This window comes from Peribacillus sp. B2I2 (assembly GCF_041261685.1).
GTDB lineage: Bacteria > Bacillota > Bacilli > Bacillales > DSM-1321 > Peribacillus.
Genome location: NZ_JBGCCB010000001.1, coordinates 49,779 through 70,428 on the forward strand (window position 1 = coordinate 49,779; position 20,650 = coordinate 70,428).

Annotated in this window: 13 protein-coding genes, 9 tRNA genes and 4 rRNA genes; all 26 read left to right on the forward strand. The window is 45.0% G+C overall.

The features are described 5' to 3' along the window. The first annotated feature begins 29 nt into the window (after positions 1-29). The 26 genes from tilS (at position 30) to ABIE66_RS00395 (ending at position 20,570) form a co-directional block, all read left to right on the forward strand. On the forward strand, positions 30-1,424 hold the full coding sequence (gene tilS, locus ABIE66_RS00270; protein ID WP_370013563.1) for a tRNA lysidine(34) synthetase TilS: 1,395 nt from the start codon (positions 30-32) through the stop codon (positions 1,422-1,424). Between the two features lie 32 nt (positions 1,425-1,456). Beyond that, positions 1,457-1,996 (forward strand): hypoxanthine phosphoribosyltransferase, encoded by a 540-nt coding sequence (gene hpt, locus ABIE66_RS00275; RefSeq protein WP_137018539.1) that lies wholly within the window; start codon positions 1,457-1,459, stop codon positions 1,994-1,996. A gap of 117 nt (positions 1,997-2,113) precedes the next feature. Then, complete coding sequence (gene ftsH, locus ABIE66_RS00280) at positions 2,114-4,174, forward strand: ATP-dependent zinc metalloprotease FtsH (protein ID WP_289314076.1); 2,061 nt, start codon at positions 2,114-2,116, stop codon at positions 4,172-4,174. Between the two features lie 175 nt (positions 4,175-4,349). Further along, positions 4,350-5,129: a type III pantothenate kinase gene (locus tag ABIE66_RS00285; protein ID WP_289314075.1), complete on the forward strand. Its 780-nt coding sequence runs from the start codon at positions 4,350-4,352 to the stop codon at positions 5,127-5,129. A 26-nt stretch (positions 5,130-5,155) separates the two neighbouring features. After that, positions 5,156-6,037, forward strand: a complete 882-nt coding sequence (hslO, locus tag ABIE66_RS00290) for an Hsp33 family molecular chaperone HslO (RefSeq protein ID WP_289314074.1) — start codon at positions 5,156-5,158, stop codon at positions 6,035-6,037. 19 nt (positions 6,038-6,056) lie between these two features. Next, entirely contained in the window at positions 6,057-6,953 is an 897-nt protein-coding gene (locus tag ABIE66_RS00295; protein WP_289323309.1) for a peptidyl-prolyl cis-trans isomerase, read from the forward strand. Positions 6,954-7,082: 129 nt separating this feature from the next. Continuing rightward, positions 7,083-8,009 (forward strand): cysteine synthase A, encoded by a 927-nt coding sequence (gene cysK / locus ABIE66_RS00300; protein ID WP_289314072.1) that lies wholly within the window; start codon positions 7,083-7,085, stop codon positions 8,007-8,009. Positions 8,010-8,171: 162 nt separating this feature from the next. Beyond that, positions 8,172-9,008: a dihydropteroate synthase gene (folP, locus tag ABIE66_RS00305; RefSeq protein ID WP_370013564.1), complete on the forward strand. Its 837-nt coding sequence runs from the start codon at positions 8,172-8,174 to the stop codon at positions 9,006-9,008. A 1-nt stretch (position 9,009) separates the two neighbouring features. Continuing rightward, on the forward strand, positions 9,010-9,369 hold the full coding sequence (gene folB, locus ABIE66_RS00310; RefSeq protein ID WP_076372983.1) for a dihydroneopterin aldolase: 360 nt from the start codon (positions 9,010-9,012) through the stop codon (positions 9,367-9,369). A 2-nt stretch (positions 9,370-9,371) separates the two neighbouring features. Continuing rightward, the gene (gene folK / locus ABIE66_RS00315; protein WP_289323311.1) at positions 9,372-9,899 is read left to right on the forward strand and encodes a 2-amino-4-hydroxy-6-hydroxymethyldihydropteridine diphosphokinase; all 528 of its coding nucleotides are present in this window, start codon (positions 9,372-9,374) and stop codon (positions 9,897-9,899) included. Next, entirely contained in the window at positions 9,851-10,063 is a 213-nt protein-coding gene (locus ABIE66_RS00320) for a helix-turn-helix domain-containing protein (RefSeq protein ID WP_289323312.1), read from the forward strand. Before folK ends, ABIE66_RS00320 begins: the two co-directional genes overlap by 49 nt. Before the next feature lie 24 nt (positions 10,064-10,087). Next, the gene (gene dusB / locus ABIE66_RS00325; protein ID WP_370013565.1) at positions 10,088-11,086 is read left to right on the forward strand and encodes a tRNA dihydrouridine synthase DusB; all 999 of its coding nucleotides are present in this window, start codon (positions 10,088-10,090) and stop codon (positions 11,084-11,086) included. A gap of 188 nt (positions 11,087-11,274) precedes the next feature. Further along, positions 11,275-12,774 (forward strand): lysine--tRNA ligase, encoded by a 1,500-nt coding sequence (gene lysS, locus ABIE66_RS00330; protein ID WP_370016958.1) that lies wholly within the window; start codon positions 11,275-11,277, stop codon positions 12,772-12,774. A gap of 425 nt (positions 12,775-13,199) precedes the next feature. After that, positions 13,200-14,750: ribosomal RNA gene (locus tag ABIE66_RS00335) — 16S ribosomal RNA — on the forward strand. Between the two features lie 175 nt (positions 14,751-14,925). Then, positions 14,926-17,858: ribosomal RNA gene (locus ABIE66_RS00340) — 23S ribosomal RNA — on the forward strand. A gap of 64 nt (positions 17,859-17,922) precedes the next feature. Further along, positions 17,923-18,038: ribosomal RNA gene (gene rrf / locus ABIE66_RS00345) — 5S ribosomal RNA — on the forward strand. Positions 18,039-18,048: 10 nt separating this feature from the next. Beyond that, positions 18,049-18,124: transfer RNA gene (locus ABIE66_RS00350), tRNA-Val, on the forward strand. Positions 18,125-18,134: 10 nt separating this feature from the next. Then, positions 18,135-18,210, forward strand: a tRNA-Thr gene (locus tag ABIE66_RS00355). 42 nt (positions 18,211-18,252) lie between these two features. Further along, a tRNA-Lys gene (locus ABIE66_RS00360) sits at positions 18,253-18,328 on the forward strand. A gap of 9 nt (positions 18,329-18,337) precedes the next feature. After that, positions 18,338-18,419 (forward strand) — tRNA-Leu (locus tag ABIE66_RS00365). A 5-nt stretch (positions 18,420-18,424) separates the two neighbouring features. Continuing rightward, positions 18,425-18,499, forward strand: a tRNA-Gly gene (locus ABIE66_RS00370). Positions 18,500-18,511: 12 nt separating this feature from the next. Further along, positions 18,512-18,600, forward strand: a tRNA-Leu gene (locus tag ABIE66_RS00375). Between the two features lie 9 nt (positions 18,601-18,609). Beyond that, a tRNA-Arg gene (locus ABIE66_RS00380) sits at positions 18,610-18,686 on the forward strand. A gap of 9 nt (positions 18,687-18,695) precedes the next feature. Then, a tRNA-Pro gene (locus tag ABIE66_RS00385) sits at positions 18,696-18,772 on the forward strand. A 10-nt stretch (positions 18,773-18,782) separates the two neighbouring features. Next, positions 18,783-18,858, forward strand: a tRNA-Ala gene (locus ABIE66_RS00390). A 160-nt stretch (positions 18,859-19,018) separates the two neighbouring features. Continuing rightward, positions 19,019-20,570, forward strand: a 16S ribosomal RNA gene (locus ABIE66_RS00395). The 16S, 23S and 5S rRNA genes sit together here with 9 tRNA genes alongside, the layout of an rRNA operon. Positions 20,571-20,650 lie beyond the last annotated feature (80 nt).

Consider the following 20,650-nt stretch of genomic DNA (forward strand, 5'->3'; position numbering starts at 1 on the left):
TAATGCCTGTCATAAAGAAGGAAGATTGTATGTTAAAGGAAAAAGTTCTGAACACCATTTATAGAAACGAATTGATTCAGGAAAACTCGAAGTTGCTCATAGGCGTTTCCGGGGGACCGGACTCGTTGGTGCTTCTCCATATCCTTAAGGAAATTCAATCTATTTTTCATTACGAGATGATTGTTGCAAGTGTTGACCATATGTTCCGTGGTGAAGAATCATATGAGGATTATAAATATGTAGAGCAAATATGTATACGGTGGGGCATCGCATTTGAAGGAAAAAGGATCGATGTTCCTGCCAGGATGGAACAGACGGGGGAAAGTTCCCAAATAACGTCAAGAAAGTTACGTTTTGCTTTCTATGAAGAAATGATGGATAAGCATCAAGCCTCCACCCTTGTCCTGGGACATCATGGAGATGATCAAATTGAAACGATGCTCATGCGTTTAACAAGGGGGGCGACAGGTAAGGCAAGAGCAGGTATTCCTATAAAGAGACGTTTTCATACCGGTCACCTGATCAGGCCTTTTCTTGAAATCACGAAAAGCCAAATTATCGAATATGCGGGTCTTCATAATATTGAACCAAGGCTTGATCCGAGTAACGAAAAAGATGTCTATGTAAGAAATCGTTTTAGACATGAAGTCCTTCCATTTTTAAAGAAAGAAAATAGAAAGGTTCATGAGCATTTTCAAAGATTCAGTGAAGAGCTTTATGAAGATGAAGAGTTTTTTCAGAACCTGGTTTCAAGCAAAATGTCAGAGGTTTGGATACAACAGGATAAAGATCAAGCGGTTATTCAGATTGATAAGGTTCTCGCGATGCCTAAACCTTTACAAAGAAGGGCGATTCAACTAATATTAAACTATCTTTATTTGGAGAGACCTTCATCGCTTTCGGCATTACATATTGACCAACTTTTAGTTTTGTTTTTAAATCCTCAACCATCTGCTGAATTGCATCTTCCGGAGGGCCTTATTGCTGAAAAATCATATCAAACTTGCACGTTTAGATTTTTCCGGCAAAAAAGCCATAAATATTCCCTTAAATTACAAATTCCCGGTGAGACTATTCTTCCGAATGGATATAAGATTAAAGCGCACTATATAAAAGAAGAAATTCCGGCTCTTAGAGGAAACAATTCTTTTATACTTCCCGAATCTGCAGTTCAGTTTCCGCTTACAGTCCGAACCAGGAATGAAGGCGAACGGATGGCAGTCAAGGGATTGGGTGGAACTAAAAAGTTGAAGGAGATTTTTATTAATGAAAAGATCCCGATGCTAGAAAGAAATGTGTGGCCGGTCATCATCGATCAAGCTGGAACGGCCATTTGGCTTCCTGGTTTAAAGAAATCGAATGTTGAACCGGATATAATTTCTGATGAAAAATCTTTAATCTACTTAGAATATAAAAAAGCTTAATTCTTCATGGGGGGCAATTAATTACTATGACCATGCAAAACGACATTGAAAAAGTTTTAATAACTGAGGAAGAACTTCAAAAAAAAATCAGGGAATTGGGTGCGCAGCTTGAAGCTGATTACCAAGGAAAGTTCCCGTTGGCCATCGGAGTGCTGAAAGGCGCCATGCCATTTATGTCAGATTTACTGAAACGTGTGGATACACATCTTGAAATGGACTTTATGGATGTTTCAAGCTATGGTAACTCCACTGTATCTTCCGGTGAAGTGAAAATCATCAAAGATCTTGATACATCTGTAGAAGGCCGGGATATTTTAATCATCGAAGATATTATCGACAGCGGTTTAACCCTTAGCTATCTTGCGGAACTTTTCCGTTATCGAAAAGCAAAATCAATTAAAATCGTTACCCTATTGGATAAACCAACAGGCAGGAAAGCGGATATCACTCCGGACTATGCTGGGTTTATCGTTCCGGATGCATTTGTTGTCGGATATGGTCTTGATTTTGCAGAAAAGTATCGTAATCTCCCGTATATTGGCATATTGAAGCCTGAAATTTACTCGAATTAATCGTACCTGTTTGAAAGAGAAGACCAGATAAAAACAGCGGTGTTAAATTATTGTAATTCATTAATTTTGTATGATAGTATTTACTATAGTTTGTTTACCCGTGGGAGGAGGTAAGGGATGAATCGGATCTTCCGTAATACCATATTTTATTTACTGATCTTTTTGGTCATCATTGGGATTGTAAGCATCTTTAATAATAACAATGAACCAACAGAGAAAATGACCCAAGATGAATTCTATAAGCATTTGGAGAGTGGGGACGTCACAGCACTAACGATGCAGCCCGAAAGCAGTGTATTTGAAATCACAGGGAAGCTCAAAGGTTATGAGGAAAATAAATTCTTTGTTACTTACGTGCCTTTCAGTGAATATTCGCAGAGTCGAATTAATGATGCCGTAACCAAGTTGGATAAAGACATCATCACTGTTGAACCTCCAGAAAAGACAAGTGGTTGGGTGACATTTTTCACTTCCATCATTCCATTTGTAATCATTTTTATCCTCTTCTTCTTTTTACTTAACCAAGCTCAGGGCGGCGGTGGTGGCCGTGTCATGAACTTCGGGAAAAGTAAGGCGAAATTGTATAATGATGATAAGAAAAAAGTACGCTTCAATGATGTTGCCGGAGCGGACGAAGAAAAGCAGGAACTTGTCGAGGTCGTTGAATTCTTAAAAGATCCTCGCAAATATGCCGAGCTCGGAGCCCGTATTCCTAAAGGGGTACTTTTAGTTGGGCCTCCTGGTACAGGTAAAACTTTACTTGCGCGGGCAGTAGCTGGTGAAGCCGGTACTCCTTTCTTCTCAATCAGTGGTTCTGATTTTGTTGAAATGTTTGTGGGTGTCGGTGCATCCCGTGTTCGTGATTTGTTTGAAAATGCTAAGAAGAATGCACCATGTATCATCTTTATCGATGAAATTGATGCAGTAGGACGTCAACGTGGCGCAGGTCTTGGTGGCGGTCATGATGAACGTGAACAAACACTGAACCAACTACTGGTAGAAATGGATGGTTTCGGTGGGAATGAAGGAATCATTATCATTGCTGCAACTAACCGTGCTGATGTATTGGATCCGGCATTATTGCGTCCAGGACGTTTTGACCGTCAAATAACGGTAGGCCGCCCTGATGTTAAGGGCCGTGAAGAAGTCCTGAAAGTGCATGCACGTAATAAACCTTTAGCAGAAACTGTCGATTTGAAAGCAATCGCTCAGCGTACACCAGGGTTTTCTGGTGCAGATCTTGAAAACTTACTGAATGAAGCGGCGCTTGTAGCTGCCCGTCAAGATAAGAAGAAGATCGACATGTCCGATTTGGATGAAGCTTCGGATCGCGTTATCGCGGGGCCTGCCAAGAAAAATCGTGTCATTTCCAAAAAGGAACGGAATATTGTTGCATGGCATGAAGCGGGCCATACCATTATTGGATTGGTTCTGGATGATGCGGAAGTCGTTCATAAAGTTACGATTGTCCCTCGTGGTCAAGCTGGCGGTTATGCAGTTATGCTGCCGAAAGAAGATCGTTTCTTCATGACGGAACCTGAACTTAAAGATAAAATCGTAGGACTTTTGGGTGGCCGCGTATCCGAAGAAGTAACATTCGGAGAAGTGAGTACCGGTGCTCATAATGACTTCCAGCGTGCAACGGGCATAGCTCGAAGCATGGTTATGGAATATGGTATGAGTAAGCTCGGACCTCTTCAATTCGGTAATTCTCAAGGTCAGGTCTTCCTAGGCCGTGATTTCAACAATGATCAAAATTATTCAGATGCAATCGCATATGAAATCGATCTTGAAATTCAACGTATCATCAGGGAAGCTTACGAAAGATGTAAGAAGATTCTTACTGAAAATCGTGAAAAACTTGATTTGGTTGCAAAAACCTTGCTTGAAGTGGAAACACTTGATGCTGAACAAATCAAAAGTTTATTCCATAACGGAAAATTGCCAGAACGGGATTATACCGCTCTAAATGGGAATTTAACCACTGATGAGAATGTCAAGGTGAACATCAATACGAAGAAGGAAGAAAAAGAGGCCCTATTAGATCCATTGGATAAGAGAGGACCTGAGGACCTTGAAATAACGGAGGAAGGATTGAATACTCCTCCAATCAAAGAAGGTACACCTCAAGATCAGCCGCTTTCCTTCCCGAACGAAGATGACAATAAAAAGTCTTAAATCGACTAAATTCAAAAGGGTATTTCCGCCTCGGAAATACCCTTTTCTTAACCCTTAAATGAATTTGGAATATAAGAAAAAGATGCTGGGGTACCATTCGAAAAGTGCGACTGATAGCGTGGGAAATAACAGTGTGGTATGATGTTGGAGAATAATTTACCGGAGTGATGAAACGATGATTTTTGTATTGGATGTTGGGAATACGAATACTGTATTAGGCGTATACGATGAAGATATTTTAAAATATCATTGGCGAATTGAGACTAGCCGTAACAAGACAGAAGATGAGTATGGAATGGTCATAAAGTCTTTGCTGCAACATGAAGGTCTTTCGTTTGATCAATTTGATGGAATCATCATTTCTTCGGTAGTTCCGCCTATTATGTTTGCACTTGAACGTATGTGCAAAAAATACTTTGGAGTTAAACCGCTTATAGTTGGACCTGGAATTAAAACTGGATTGAATATTAAATACGAAAATCCCCGTGAGGTGGGAGCTGACCGAATTGTTAATGCTGTTGCTGGCATTCAGGAATATGGAAGCCCTCTCATTATCGTGGATTTTGGCACGGCAACTACATATTGCTATATAAATGAGGATAAACAATACATGGGAGGAGCAATTGCTCCCGGTATAAACATTTCCACAGAAGCACTTTATTCAAAAGCAGCCAAACTTCCAAGGATAGAAATCAGCCGACCTGAAGGAATCATTGGGAAAAATACGGTATCTGCCATGCAGTCTGGTATTTTATATGGGTATGTTGGACAGGTTGAAGGAATCGTTAATCGAATTAAGGCGCAAAGTAATCTAGAACCAACGGTAATAGCGACAGGCGGACTGGCTACCCTAATTGCTAATGAGTCTACTGTCATTGACGTTGTTGAGCCATTTTTGACCCTAAAGGGGCTGCAGCTGATATATAAACGAAATCGTGAGCAAGTGAAGAAGTAATACACAGCATGGAAGGAGCAAAATAAATGAAGGATTATCTAATAAAGGCGTTAGGCTATGAAGGACAGGTTCGGGCATATGCTGTTTCAACAACTGATACTGTAGGAGAAGCTCAGCGACGCCATTATACATGGCCTACTGCTTCCGCTGCCCTTGGGCGTGCAATGACTGCAGGTGTAATGATGGGCGGAATGTTAAAAGGTGAAGAAAAGCTGACGATTAAAATAGAGGGTGGTGGCCCGATTGGATCCATCCTGGTCGACAGCAATGCCAAAGGAGAAGTCCGTGGATATGTCACTCACCCGCAAACCCATTTTGATTTGAATGAACAAGGGAAGCTTGATGTCAGGAAAGCGGTTGGAACTGATGGATTGTTGACTGTTGTGAAAGATATTGGTCTGCGTGATCACTTTTCAGGGCAAGTACCGCTTGTATCGGGAGAGTTAGGTGAAGACTTCACTTATTACTTTGTTACTTCCGAGCAGGTGCCTTCTTCTGTGGGTGTTGGGGTTCTGGTGAATCCAGATAATTCGATCCTTGCTGCAGGTGGATTTATCATTCAACTGATGCCTGGTACATCCGATGAAACGATATCCAAAATCGAGAGTAGACTTAGCACGATAACTCCTGTCTCTAAGATGATTCAAAATGGCCTGACTCCTGAAGAAATCCTAACCGAGATTTTAGGTGAGGGCAATGTAAATATCTTAGAAAAAATGGATGTCGAGTTCTCCTGTCAATGTTCAAGGGAAAGAATTGCCAATGCATTGATTAGCCTTGGACAAGAAGAGATTCGGGATATCATTGAGACAGAGGGACAAGCAGAGGCGCAATGTCATTTTTGTAATGAGACCTACCAATTCTCGAAGGAAGACCTCGAGGAACTAGAAGCAGAAACCAAAAAATAATTGACGGGGGATAAGGGTTTTGCCTAAACAAAAGCTTCGGGCGATTATTGCCGGCCTTGCCTTGTTGAACCTATTGACAATCATTATCTTTTTCATTAGACCATTAATCATTTCAAAATCCGTCATTGGGGAAGAAACGGCCGCAAAGGTTGGCTCCAAGGATATTTCCCGGGAAGCGTGGATTAATGAGCTTGAAAAAAGATATGGGGAAGATGTACTTGAGGAAATGGTCGATAAAGAGGTAGTCAAACAGGCAGCAGAAAAATATAAAGTGAAAATTACGGATGAAGAGCTCGATCGGGAACTTAAAATGATGAAAACAATGTATGGGACTGCAGGTCAGACTCTTAATAAAAGTAGCGATCAATTGAGGCAGGAGATTCAATCGAGTCTCCTCCTAGAGAAGCTCCTCACCAAGGATGTTTCGGTTTCCGAAACAGCAATGCGGAATTATTATGATAATAATAAGGATATCTACCGGATCCCTACTACTTTTCATATTTCCCATATTACCTCGTCTACAAAAAAACAATCAGACCAAATCATACGTGAACTGGAGAAAGGCGTCTCTTTTGATGTCTTAGCGATGGAAAAGTCCCTTGATGAATTCACTGCCAATCAAGGGGGCGACATGGGTTATATATCACAGGATAACGAGCAAGTCTCCAAGGAATACATTAGTGCTGCCGAAAGATTGAAGGTAAAAAAGTGGAGTGATGCAATCCAAACGGAAGATGGCTGGGCCGTTCTCTATCTGCATGAAAGAATAGAGGGCAAGCAGTATGAATATGCTGAAGTCAAAGACAAGATTCGCCGCCAAATAGCTCTTGAACAGATTCAGGCACCGGTCTCAGGGAAGATTTTCTGGGACGAATTTGATGTAGAATGGTTTTATGGATTGAAAGAACAAAAGTAGGTCAATGGTTGTGTGAGAAAATTTAGAATATAGTATATAATCATTGACAATGAACTATTAAAACTGGTAACTTTAATTTAATAAAACCAATAAACATACTCGGTATTGAAATGATAAGGAGTGGAGAAAATGGCACGTATAGCTAATTCTGTAATCGATTTAATTGGGCAAACACCTATTGTGAAGTTAAACAAGCTTCAAAATGAAAACAGTGCAGATATTTATTTGAAACTTGAGTATTTTAACCCAGGCAGTAGTGTTAAAGACCGCATCGCCCTTGCGATGATCGAAGCAGCAGAAAAAAACGGTAACCTTAAGCCAGGTGATACGATCATTGAACCAACAAGTGGAAATACTGGAATAGGACTAGCGATGGTAGCTGCAGCAAAGGGCTATAAATCAATTCTGGTAATGCCGGAGACGATGAGCTTGGAACGCCGTAACTTGCTTCGCGCTTATGGGGCTGAGTTAGTTCTTACACCTGGACCAGAAGGAATGAAAGGTGCGATCGCTAGAGCAACTGAGCTGTCTAAAGAAAAAGGTTACTTCATCCCGCAGCAATTCGAGAATGAAGCCAACCCTGAAGTTCATCGTAACACTACTGGCCCTGAAATCGTGGAAGCCTTTGGAGATGAAGGCCTGGATGCATTCGTTGCCGGAATCGGTACTGGTGGAACCATAACAGGAGCTGGTGAAGTCCTGCGTGAAAAATACCCTGACATCAAAATTTACGCTGTTGAGCCTGCAGACTCTCCAGTATTATCGGGGGGTACTCCAGGTCCTCATAAAATCCAAGGAATCGGTGCAGGCTTCGTTCCAAGTATTTTGAATACAGATCTCTATGACGAAATCATTCAAGTCAATACAGAGGAATCGTTTGATTATGCCCGCCGCGCAGCAAAAGAGGAAGGAATCCTTGGTGGAATCTCTTCTGGAGGCGCAATTGCAGCTGCCATTAAAGTGGCTGACAAACTGGGAAAAGGCAAAAAGGTACTTGCTATCATACCAAGTAACGGTGAACGTTACTTAAGTACACCATTATATAACTTTGAGTAAAACCAGACACTAAAAATGAGAAGCGAAGTTCCTTAGGGGCTTTGCTTTTCTTTTTGTAGTAAAGTAGCTGAAGTGTTCCAAATCTTCATGGAGCTTGCACTATGCCTATGTAAATGGGTAAACTCGTATATATAGATTTCTTTAGGCGAAGGAGAACGTTGGATGTCATTAGCTGGAGCGTCAAAAATAAAATGCGGTTCATTTGATTTGGATTACAGCAATAAAACCTTAATCATGGGGATTTTGAATGTTACGCCGGACTCCTTTTCGGATGGCGGGAAATATAATCGGATAGATGCTGCTTTGAAGCATGCCGAACGGATGGTCAACGAAGGAGCGGATATATTGGATGTAGGCGGAGAGTCCACCCGTCCTAACTATGAGAGGATATCGGATGAAGAGGAAATAGAGAGAGTCGCCCCAATTATTGAAGCCATATCCCGTAATATTGAGGTTCCAATATCGGTCGATACGTATAAATCAAGAGTAGCGGAAGCGGCGGTAAAAGCAGGAGCCCATATATTAAATGACATTTGGGGAGGTAAAGCCGATTCATTGATGCCAAAGGTTGCTGCGGAATATAAGGTGCCGATCATCTTGATGCATAACCGGGATAATATGGGTTATGGACATTTTGTCCGGGATGTACTTCAAGATTTATTCGAAAGCATCATGTTGGTAAAAGATGCGGGAGTCAAGGATGAAAACATCATTCTCGATCCAGGTATTGGTTTTGCGAAAGATTTAAAGTTAAATTTGGAAATGATGAGGAATCTTGATAAGCTGGTATCATTAGGTTATCCCGTGTTGCTAGCCACATCAAGAAAGTCCATGATTGGACATGTTCTGGACTTGCCGCCTAGTGAGCGGATGGAAGGAACAGCGGCTACAATTTGCCATGGAATTCAACAAGGCTGTCAAATGGTTCGTGTGCATGATGTGAAGGAAATGGCGCGGACTGCAAAGATGATGGATGCTCTATTAGGAAAAGGTGAATGAAATGGATAAGATATATGTGAATAAAATGGAGTTTTACGGTTATCATGGAGTATTTCCAGAAGAAACGAAGCTTGGTCAGCGGTTTAAAGTGGATTTAATCGTCCAGACTGATTTAGCCAAGGCAGGGAAGAGTGACAACCTTGAAGACTCAATCAACTATGGCGAGTTATATGAAGTGTGTAAAAGTGTTGTTGAGGGAGAACCTTTTAAGTTAGTGGAAGCTGTCGCTGAAAAAATTGCCTCTGAACTACTTAATAAATATTCCTCCATCGAGACATGCACCGTGAAGGTTTATAAACCAGATCCCCCAATAGCGGGTCACTATGATTCAGTTGCCATAGAGATTGTAAGGGGACGCTGACTGTGGTAAATATTGCTTACCTTTCAATAGGGTCGAACTTAGGGGATCGCCTTGAAACATTCCTAAGGGCTTTCCAATTATTATCTGAAAATCCACATATCAAGTTGGTGGCCTGCTCTTCTTTATATGAAACGGACCCGATAGGATATGCCGATCAGGACTGTTTTTTAAATGCTGTCCTTAAAGTGATAACCGATTTAGAACCCGAGGAATTACTTCATGCTTGTATGAAAATTGAACAAGATTTAGGGAGAAAAAGGGAAATCAGATGGGGTCCCCGTACTTTAGACCTTGACATTTTGTTATATAATCATGAAAATATTGAGACAGAGATTCTTTCAGTCCCGCACCCTCGTATGCACGAGAGGGCTTTTGTTATCGTGCCCTTAATGGAAGTGGACCCTGATATCTCACTTCCGCAAATGCATGCACCTTTGAGCGACCTGCTTGAACAGATTTCGGATAAAGAAGGAGTTCGATTATGGAAGGTGAAAAATGGGGAAGGCGTATTCGCGCTTTTCGAAAGTTAAAGGGTTATACCCAGGAAGGGTTTGCGAGAGAAATAGGTGTTTCCGTTTCCTTGCTGGGAGAAGTCGAACGAGGGAACCGCAACCCTTCAGAGGCATTTTTACTGGAAGTGGCGGAAATTCTTCATGTTTCCATTGAGGAGCTTCAGCCACCTGAGGATAAATGAACGAATGTTATAGGAGGTGACAACGTGTTAAAAATAGGCGATATAGAAATGAAGAATCCGGTAGTGCTAGCACCGATGGCGGGAGTCTGTAACTCAGCATTCCGCTTGACCGTCAAGGAATTTGGTGCTGGTTTAGTTTGTGCGGAGATGGTTAGTGACAAGGGAATCGTACTTAAAAATGCTAAAACGATGAATATGCTTTATATAGATGAAAGAGAGAAGCCATTGAGTTTGCAAATCTTTGGCGGAGAAAAGAAATCTTTGGTCGAAGCTGCACAGTTTGTAGATAAAAATACAAATGCTGACATCATTGATATCAACATGGGTTGCCCAGTCCCTAAGATCACTAAATGTGATGCGGGTGCGAAGTGGCTTCTCGATCCAAACAAAATTTATGAGATGGTTTCGGCAGTGGTAGATGCAGTTGAAAAGCCGGTAACGGTGAAAATGCGCATAGGCTGGGATGAAGAGCATGTGTTTGCCATTCAAAATGCTCAGGCAGTTGAGCGTGCAGGTGGTAAAGCTGTTTCCATGCATGGTAGAACTCGGGTTCAAATGTATGAAGGAAAAGCTAACTGGGACATCATCCGTGAAGTGAAGAAATCGATTAATATTCCGCTTATCGGGAACGGTGATGTGGAAACTCCGCAGGATGCGGAAAGAATGCTGAAGGAAACTGGTGTTGACGGAGTCATGATTGGCCGTGCAGCTCTAGGTAACCCGTGGATGATTTACCGGACTGTAAAATATTTAGAAACCGGTCAACTGATGGATGAACCATCAGTTCGTGAAAAGATGAATGTTTGCGTACTTCATATGGATCGTCTAATAGCATTGAAAAATGAAAATGTTGCCGTTCGTGAAATGCGTAAGCATGCATCTTGGTATTTAAAAGGTGTTAAAGGGAATGCTAAAGCTCGTAAAGGGATTAATGATTGTGAAACAAGGGAAGATGTTGTAAGTCTTCTTTATGAACTTGTTGATGAGATTGAAGCGAAGCAACAGAATATCCAAATGGTCTGATGTTTGACATTACCTTCCTGTTTTCCTATAATACGCTTATCTTGAACTGCCAGTAATCCTGGCAGTTTTTATATGTACATAAACAACTTTTTAAGATAAAAAGCTGTTGAATTCCTTTACTTTATGTAAGAATAAATACGTATGCAAAAGAATTTTTGATTAATTATATAAAGCGTTTATTAATAAAGATGGAGATGATTTTCGTGAGTCATGAAGAATTGAATGACCAACTGCAGGTAAGACGCGATAAAATGCAGGCCATGATTGATAATGGACAAGACCCTTTCGGGAGCAGATTCGAGCGTACGCATAACACTCAGGAGATAGTTAGTGCTTATGGGGAATTAGAAAAAGAAGATCTTGAAGAAAAAGAAATCGAAGTTACGATCGCTGGCCGTGTCATGACTAAGCGTGGAAAAGGGAAAGCGGGATTTGCCCATATCCAGGATATTAGCGGTCAAATCCAAATCTACGTCCGTTTAGATAAAATAGGTGAAGATTCTTACCAAATTTTCAACCAAACAGATCTTGGCGATATCGTAGGGGTCACTGGCGTTATTTTCAAAACGAAAGTCGGGGAACTTTCCATTAAAGCTAAAGAATATGTGTTCCTTGCAAAGGCGCTTCGCCCTTTGCCTGATAAATTTCATGGCCTGAAGGATGTTGAAGAGCGTTATCGGAAACGTTATGTTGATTTAATTACAAATGAGGAAAGTAAAAATACGTTGATCATGCGCAGTCGTATTGTACAAGCCATGAGACGATATTTGGACGATCATGGATACCTTGAAGTGGAGACGCCTCTGTTGCACTCTGTTGCCGGTGGAGCTGCTGCACGCCCATTCCTTACTCACCATAATGCTTTGGATATGCCTTTGAATCTAAGGATTGCCATCGAGCTTCATCTGAAACGCTTAATCGTTGGCGGTTTAGAGAAAGTTTATGAAATTGGCCGGGTTTTCAGGAATGAAGGAGTATCTACAAGACACAATCCTGAATTCACATTGATTGAATTATACGAGGCATATGCGGATTACCAAGATATCATGAGCTTAACGGAAAACCTGATTGCCCATATAGCCCAAGAAGTTCTAGGGACGACTTCCATCCAGTATGGGGAGTATGAGATAGAGTTAAAACCGGAATGGAAACGACTTCACATGGTTGACGCTGTAAAAGAATATACAGGTGTGGACTTCTGGACTCAAATGAGCAAAGAAGAAGCCCAACAGCTCGCTAAAGAAAATGGGATTGAAGTTAAGGAATCCATGGAGTTTGGTCACATTGTAAATGAATTCTTTGAACAGAAGGTAGAAGATAAGTTAATTCAACCTACATTCATTTATGGACATCCATTGGAAATCTCTCCGTTAGCAAAGAAAAATCCGGAAGATTCCCGTTTCACAGATCGTTTCGAGTTATTCATTGTAGGTAGGGAGCATGCAAATGCCTTCACGGAACTAAATGACCCTATTGATCAACGCCAGCGTTTTGAAGCTCAATTGAAAGAGCGAGAGCAAGGTAATGATGAGGCACATGAAATGGATGAAGATTTCTTGGAGGCGTTAGAATACGGAATGCCGCCAACTGGCGGATTGGGAATTGGTGTTGACCGTTTGGTTATGCTATTGACCAATTCTCCTTCTATACGTGACGTCCTGTTATTCCCGCTAATGAGACATCGCTAATAATGCAAGATGAGTAATGATTGCAGGGCCGAATTCGGATGGCTGGGTTCATGGGGTATAGCTCATGATCCTGGTATGTCCGATTCGGTTTTTGTTTTTTAATTATAATTTCATGTCTTTTAAGTGATTGGATTCTGGGGTTTGAAAGAAAAACAACATTATCTCAAAAAAACTTTATAAAAGGTATTGCGCAGTTAACGTAATGGTGTTATATTTATATCTGTCGTTACGAACGAGTTGCAAACGGATTACAAACTTTAAAAAAGTTTTAAAAAAGTTGTTGACTTAAAGTAATGAAAAATGTTATTATAAATAAGCTGTTTCGAAAGATATTGCTCTTTGAAAACTGAACAAAACAAAGCGCCAACGTTAAATTTTAAGTGAGCACACACTATTAAAAAAGCAAAATGAGCAAGTCAAACATTTCTTCGGAGAGTTTGATCCTGGCTCAGGACGAACGCTGGCGGCGTGCCTAATACATGCAAGTCGAGCGAATCGATGGGAGCTTGCTCCCTGAGATTAGCGGCGGACGGGTGAGTAACACGTGGGCAACCTGCCTATAAGACTGGGATAACTTCGGGAAACCGGAGCTAATACCGGATACGTTCTTTTCTCGCATGAGAGAAGATGGAAAGACGGTTTACGCTGTCACTTATAGATGGGCCCGCGGCGCATTAGCTAGTTGGTGAGGTAATGGCTCACCAAGGCGACGATGCGTAGCCGACCTGAGAGGGTGATCGGCCACACTGGGACTGAGACACGGCCCAGACTCCTACGGGAGGCAGCAGTAGGGAATCTTCCGCAATGGACGAAAGTCTGACGGAGCAACGCCGCGTGAACGAAGAAGGCCTTCGGGTCGTAAAGTTCTGTTGTTAGGGAAGAACAAGTACCAGAGTAACTGCTGGTACCTTGACGGTACCTAACCAGAAAGCCACGGCTAACTACGTGCCAGCAGCCGCGGTAATACGTAGGTGGCAAGCGTTGTCCGGAATTATTGGGCGTAAAGCGCGCGCAGGTGGTTCTTTAAGTCTGATGTGAAAGCCCACGGCTCAACCGTGGAGGGTCATTGGAAACTGGGGAACTTGAGTGCAGAAGAGGAAAGTGGAATTCCAAGTGTAGCGGTGAAATGCGTAGAGATTTGGAGGAACACCAGTGGCGAAGGCGACTTTCTGGTCTGTAACTGACACTGAGGCGCGAAAGCGTGGGGAGCAAACAGGATTAGATACCCTGGTAGTCCACGCCGTAAACGATGAGTGCTAAGTGTTAGAGGGTTTCCGCCCTTTAGTGCTGCAGCTAACGCATTAAGCACTCCGCCTGGGGAGTACGGCCGCAAGGCTGAAACTCAAAGGAATTGACGGGGGCCCGCACAAGCGGTGGAGCATGTGGTTTAATTCGAAGCAACGCGAAGAACCTTACCAGGTCTTGACATCCTCTGACAACCCTAGAGATAGGGCTTTCCCCTTCGGGGGACAGAGTGACAGGTGGTGCATGGTTGTCGTCAGCTCGTGTCGTGAGATGTTGGGTTAAGTCCCGCAACGAGCGCAACCCTTGATCTTAGTTGCCAGCATTCAGTTGGGCACTCTAAGGTGACTGCCGGTGACAAACCGGAGGAAGGTGGGGATGACGTCAAATCATCATGCCCCTTATGACCTGGGCTACACACGTGCTACAATGGATGGTACAAAGGGCTGCAAACCTGCGAAGGTAAGCGAATCCCATAAAGCCATTCTCAGTTCGGATTGTAGGCTGCAACTCGCCTACATGAAGCCGGAATCGCTAGTAATCGCGGATCAGCATGCCGCGGTGAATACGTTCCCGGGCCTTGTACACACCGCCCGTCACACCACGAGAGTTTGTAACACCCGAAGTCGGTGAGGTAACCTTTATGGAGCCAGCCGCCTAAGGTGGGACAGATGATTGGGGTGAAGTCGTAACAAGGTAGCCGTATCGGAAGGTGCGGCTGGATCACCTCCTTTCTAAGGATAATTACGAGAGCGCTTTTGTTTTGTTCAGTTTTGAATGAGTAATTCATTCAGATAGGGAAGAAAAACATCACGATGTGATGGATTCTTTCTGCTTTGTTCCTTGAAAACTAGATAATAGATAGAAGGCAATTAATTTTTTTCAAAGCATCTGTAAGATCTTTTTAACGGTTAAGTTAGAAAGGGCGCACGGTGGATGCCTTGGCACTAGGAGCCGATGAAGGACGGGACTAACACCGATATGCTTCGGGGAGCTGTAAGTAAGCTTTGATCCGGAGATTTCCGAATGGGGAAACCCACTGTTCGTAATGGAACAGTATCTTTACCTGAATACATAGGGTACTGAAGGCAGACCCGGGGAACTGAAACATCTAAGTACCCGGAGGAAGAGAAAGCAAATGCGATTTCCTGAGTAGCGGCGAGCGAAACGGAATTAGCCCAAACCAAGAGGCTTGCCTCTTGGGGTTGTAGGACACTCAACATGGAGTTACAAAGGAACGGGGTAAATGAAGTGACCTGGAAAGGTCCGTCAAAGAAGGTAAAAACCCTGTAGTTGAAACTTCGTTCCCTCCTGAGTGGATCCTGAGTACGGCGGGACACGAGAAATCCCGTCGGAAGCAGGGAGGACCATCTCCCAAGGCTAAATACTCCCTAGTGACCGATAGTGAACCAGTACCGTGAGGGAAAGGTGAAAAGCACCCCGGAAGGGGAGTGAAATAGATCCTGAAACCGTGTGCCTACAAGTAGTCAAAGCCCGTTAATGGGTAATGGCGTGCCTTTTGTAGAATGAACCGGCGAGTTACGATTTCATGCGAGGTTAAGTTGATAAGACGGAGCCGCAGCGAAAGCGAGTCTGAATAGGGCGAATGAGTATGAGGTCGTAGACCCGAAACCAGGTGATCTACCCATGTCCAGGGTGAAGTTCAGGTAACACTGAATGGAGGCCCGAACCCACGCACGTTGAAAAGTGCGGGGATGAGGTGTGGGTAGCGGAGAAATTCCAATCGAACCTGGAGATAGCTGGTTCTCTCCGAAATAGCTTTAGGGCTAGCCTCAAGATGAGAGTATTGGAGGTAGAGCACTGATTGGACTAGGGGCCCCCAACGGGTTACCGAATTCAGTCAAACTCCGAATGCCAAATACTTATTCTTGGGAGTCAGACTGCGAGTGATAAGATCCGTAGTCGAAAGGGAAACAGCCCAGACCACCAGCTAAGGTCCCAAAGTATACGTTAAGTGGAAAAGGATGTGGAGTTGCTTAGACAACCAGGATGTTGGCTCAGAAGCAGCCACCATTTAAAGAGTGCGTAATAGCTCACTGGTCGAGTGACTCCGCGCCGAAAATGTACCGGGGCTAAACGTATCACCGAAGCTGTGGATTGACACCATTAGGTGTCGATGGTAGGAGAGCGTTCTAAGGGCGTTGAAGTCAGACCGGAAGGACTGGTGGAGCGCTTAGAAGTGAGAATGCCGGTATGAGTAGCGAAAGAAGGGTGAGAATCCCTTCCACCGAATGCCTAAGGTTTCCTGAGGAAGGCTCGTCCGCTCAGGGTTAGTCGGGACCTAAGCCGAGGCCGAAAGGCGTAGGCGATGGACAACAGGTTGATATTCCTGTACCACCTATACATCGTTTGAACGATGGGGGGACGCAGAAGGATAGGGTAAGCGCGCTGTTGGATATGCGCGTCCAAGCAGTTAGGCCGGAAACGAGGCAAATCCCGTTTCCATTAAGGCGGAGCTGTGATGGCGAGGGAAATATAGTACCGAAGTTCCTGATTCCACGCTGCCAAGAAAAGCCTCTAGTGAGATGTAAGGTGCCCGTACCGCAAACCGACACAGGTAGGCGAGGAGAGAATCCTAAGGTGTGCGAGAGAACTCTCGTTAAGGAACTCGGCAAAATGACCCCGTAACTTCGGGAGAAGGGGTGCTTTTTAGGGTGAATAGCCCGGAAAAGCCGCAGTGAATAGGCCCAGGCGACTGTTTAGCAAAAACACAGGTCTCTGCGAAGCCGCAAGGCGAAGTATAGGGGCTGACACCTGCCCGGTGCTGGAAGGTTAAGGGGAGAGGTTAGCGCAAGCGAAGCTTTGAACCGAAGCCCCAGTAAACGGCGGCCGTAACTATAACGGTCCTAAGGTAGCGAAATTCCTTGTCGGGTAAGTTCCGACCCGCACGAAAGGTGTAACGATCTGGGCACTGTCTCAACGAGAGACTCGGTGAAATTATAGTACCTGTGAAGATGCAGGTTACCCGCGACAGGACGGAAAGACCCCGTGGAGCTTTACTGCAGCCTGATATTGAATTTTGGTACAGCTTGTACAGGATAGGTAGGAGCCTGAGAAGCCGGAGCGCTAGCTTCGGTGGAGGCGTTGGTGGGATACTACCCTGGCTGTATTGAAATTCTAACCCGCGCCCCTTATCGGGGTGGGAGACAGTGTCAGGTGGGCAGTTTGACTGGGGCGGTCGCCTCCTAAAGAGTAACGGAGGCGCCCAAAGGTTCCCTCAGAATGGTTGGAAATCATTCGTAGAGTGTAAAGGCACAAGGGAGCTTGACTGCGAGACCTACAAGTCGAGCAGGGACGAAAGTCGGGCTTAGTGATCCGGTGGTTCCGCATGGAAGGGCCATCGCTCAACGGATAAAAGCTACCCCGGGGATAACAGGCTTATCTCCCCCAAGAGTCCACATCGACGGGGAGGTTTGGCACCTCGATGTCGGCTCATCGCATCCTGGGGCTGTAGTCGGTCCCAAGGGTTGGGCTGTTCGCCCATTAAAGCGGTACGCGAGCTGGGTTCAGAACGTCGTGAGACAGTTCGGTCCCTATCCGTCGCGGGCGCAGGAAATTTGAGAGGAGCTGTCCTTAGTACGAGAGGACCGGGATGGACGCACCGCTGGTGTACCAGTTGTCTTGCCAAAGGCATAGCTGGGTAGCTACGTGCGGACGGGATAAGTGCTGAAAGCATCTAAGCATGAAGCCCCCCTCAAGATGAGATTTCCCATGGCGCAAGCTAGTAAGATCCCTGAAAGATGATCAGGTTGATAGGTCAGAGGTGGAAGCGTGGCGACATGTGGAGCTGACTGATACTAATAGATCGAGGACTTAACCAACGCTTTTTAAAAAATGAAATACCTTCTTATTATCTAGTTTTGAAGGAACAACGTTCCTTTATTGTTTGGTGGCGATAGCGAAGAGGTCACACCCGTTCCCATTCCGAACACGGCAGTTAAGCTCTTCAGCGCCGATGGTAGTTGGGGGTTTCCCCCTGTGAGAGTAGGACGCCGCCAAGCAGTTATATATGGAGGATTAGCTCAGCTGGGAGAGCATCTGCCTTACAAGCAGAGGGTCGGCGGTTCGATCCCGTCATCCTCCACCATTTTACACCTGCCGGTGTAGCTCAACTGGTAGAGCAACTGACTTGTAATCAGTAGGTTGGGGGTTCAAGTCCTCTTGCCGGCACCATCTTCATACAAGCTTAATATAGCATATATAAATAGTTTATATGAGCCATTAGCTCAGTTGGTAGAGCATCTGACTTTTAATCAGAGGGTCGAAGGTTCGAATCCTTCATGGCTCACCATTTTATTATGCGGGTGTGGCGGAATTGGCAGACGCACCAGACTTAGGATCTGGCGCCGCAAGGCGTGGGGGTTCAAGTCCCTTCACCCGCATGTTTGCGGAAGTAGTTCAGTGGTAGAATACAACCTTGCCAAGGTTGGGGTCGCGGGTTCGAATCCCGTCTTCCGCTCCACTATTTATTTATGCCGGGGTGGCGGAACTGGCAGACGCACAGGACTTAAAATCCTGCGGTAGGTGACTACCGTACCGGTTCGATTCCGGTCCTCGGCACCATCTTAATATGCGCCCGTAGCTCAATTGGATAGAGCATCTGACTACGAATCAGAAGGTTGTAGGTTCGACTCCCGCCGGGCGCACCATATTTTTTTCGGGAAGTAGCTCAGCTTGGTAGAGCACTTGGTTTGGGACCAAGGGGTCGCAGGTTCGAATCCTGTCTTCCCGACCATGATTTTTTTGGGGCCTTAGCTCAGCTGGGAGAGCGCCTGCCTTGCACGCAGGAGGTCAGCGGTTCGATCCCGCTAGGCTCCACCAAAAAAAACTTGACAAGCCCAAATGGCTTTGATATGATTAGAAAGTTGATTCTTTAAAAGGATCAAATTGCTCTTTGAAAACTGAACAAAACAAAGCGCCAACGTTAAATTTTTAAGTGAGCACACACTATTAAAAAAGCAAAATGAGCAAGTCAAACATTTCTTCGGAGAGTTTGATCCTGGCTCAGGACGAACGCTGGCGGCGTGCCTAATACATGCAAGTCGAGCGAATCGATGGGAGCTTGCTCCCTGAGATTAGCGGCGGACGGGTGAGTAACACGTGGGCAACCTGCCTATAAGACTGGGATAACTTCGGGAAACCGGAGCTAATACCGGATACGTTCTTTTCTCGCATGAGAGAAGATGGAAAGACGGTTTACGCTGTCACTTATAGATGGGCCCGCGGCGCATTAGCTAGTTGGTGAGGTAATGGCTCACCAAGGCGACGATGCGTAGCCGACCTGAGAGGGTGATCGGCCACACTGGGACTGAGACACGGCCCAGACTCCTACGGGAGGCAGCAGTAGGGAATCTTCCGCAATGGACGAAAGTCTGACGGAGCAACGCCGCGTGAACGAAGAAGGCCTTCGGGTCGTAAAGTTCTGTTGTTAGGGAAGAACAAGTACCAGAGTAACTGCTGGTACCTTGACGGTACCTAACCAGAAAGCCACGGCTAACTACGTGCCAGCAGCCGCGGTAATACGTAGGTGGCAAGCGTTGTCCGGAATTATTGGGCGTAAAGCGCGCGCAGGTGGTTCTTTAAGTCTGATGTGAAAGCCCACGGCTCAACCGTGGAGGGTCATTGGAAACTGGGGAACTTGAGTGCAGAAGAGGAAAGTGGAATTCCAAGTGTAGCGGTGAAATGCGTAGAGATTTGGAGGAACACCAGTGGCGAAGGCGACTTTCTGGTCTGTAACTGACACTGAGGCGCGAAAGCGTGGGGAGCAAACAGGATTAGATACCCTGGTAGTCCACGCCGTAAACGATGAGTGCTAAGTGTTAGAGGGTTTCCGCCCTTTAGTGCTGCAGCTAACGCATTAAGCACTCCGCCTGGGGAGTACGGCCGCAAGGCTGAAACTCAAAGGAATTGACGGGGGCCCGCACAAGCGGTGGAGCATGTGGTTTAATTCGAAGCAACGCGAAGAACCTTACCAGGTCTTGACATCCTCTGACAACCCTAGAGATAGGGCTTTCCCCTTCGGGGGACAGAGTGACAGGTGGTGCATGGTTGTCGTCAGCTCGTGTCGTGAGATGTTGGGTTAAGTCCCGCAACGAGCGCAACCCTTGATCTTAGTTGCCAGCATTCAGTTGGGCACTCTAAGGTGACTGCCGGTGACAAACCGGAGGAAGGTGGGGATGACGTCAAAATCATCATGCCCCTTATGACCTGGGCTACACACGTGCTACAATGGATGGTACAAAGGGCTGCAAACCTGCGAAGGTAAGCGAATCCCATAAAGCCATTCTCAGTTCGGATTGTAGGCTGCAACTCGCCTACATGAAGCCGGAATCGCTAGTAATCGCGGATCAGCATGCCGCGGTGAATACGTTCCCGGGCCTTGTACACACCGCCCGTCACACCACGAGAGTTTGTAACACCCGAAGTCGGTGAGGTAACCTTTATGGAGCCAGCCGCCTAAGGTGGGACAGATGATTGGGGTGAAGTCGTAACAAGGTAGCCGTATCGGAAGGTGCGGCTGGATCACCTCCTTTCTAAGGATAATTACGAGAGCGCTTTTGTTTTGTTCAGTTTTGAATGAGTAATTCATTCAGATAGGGAAGAAAAACATCAC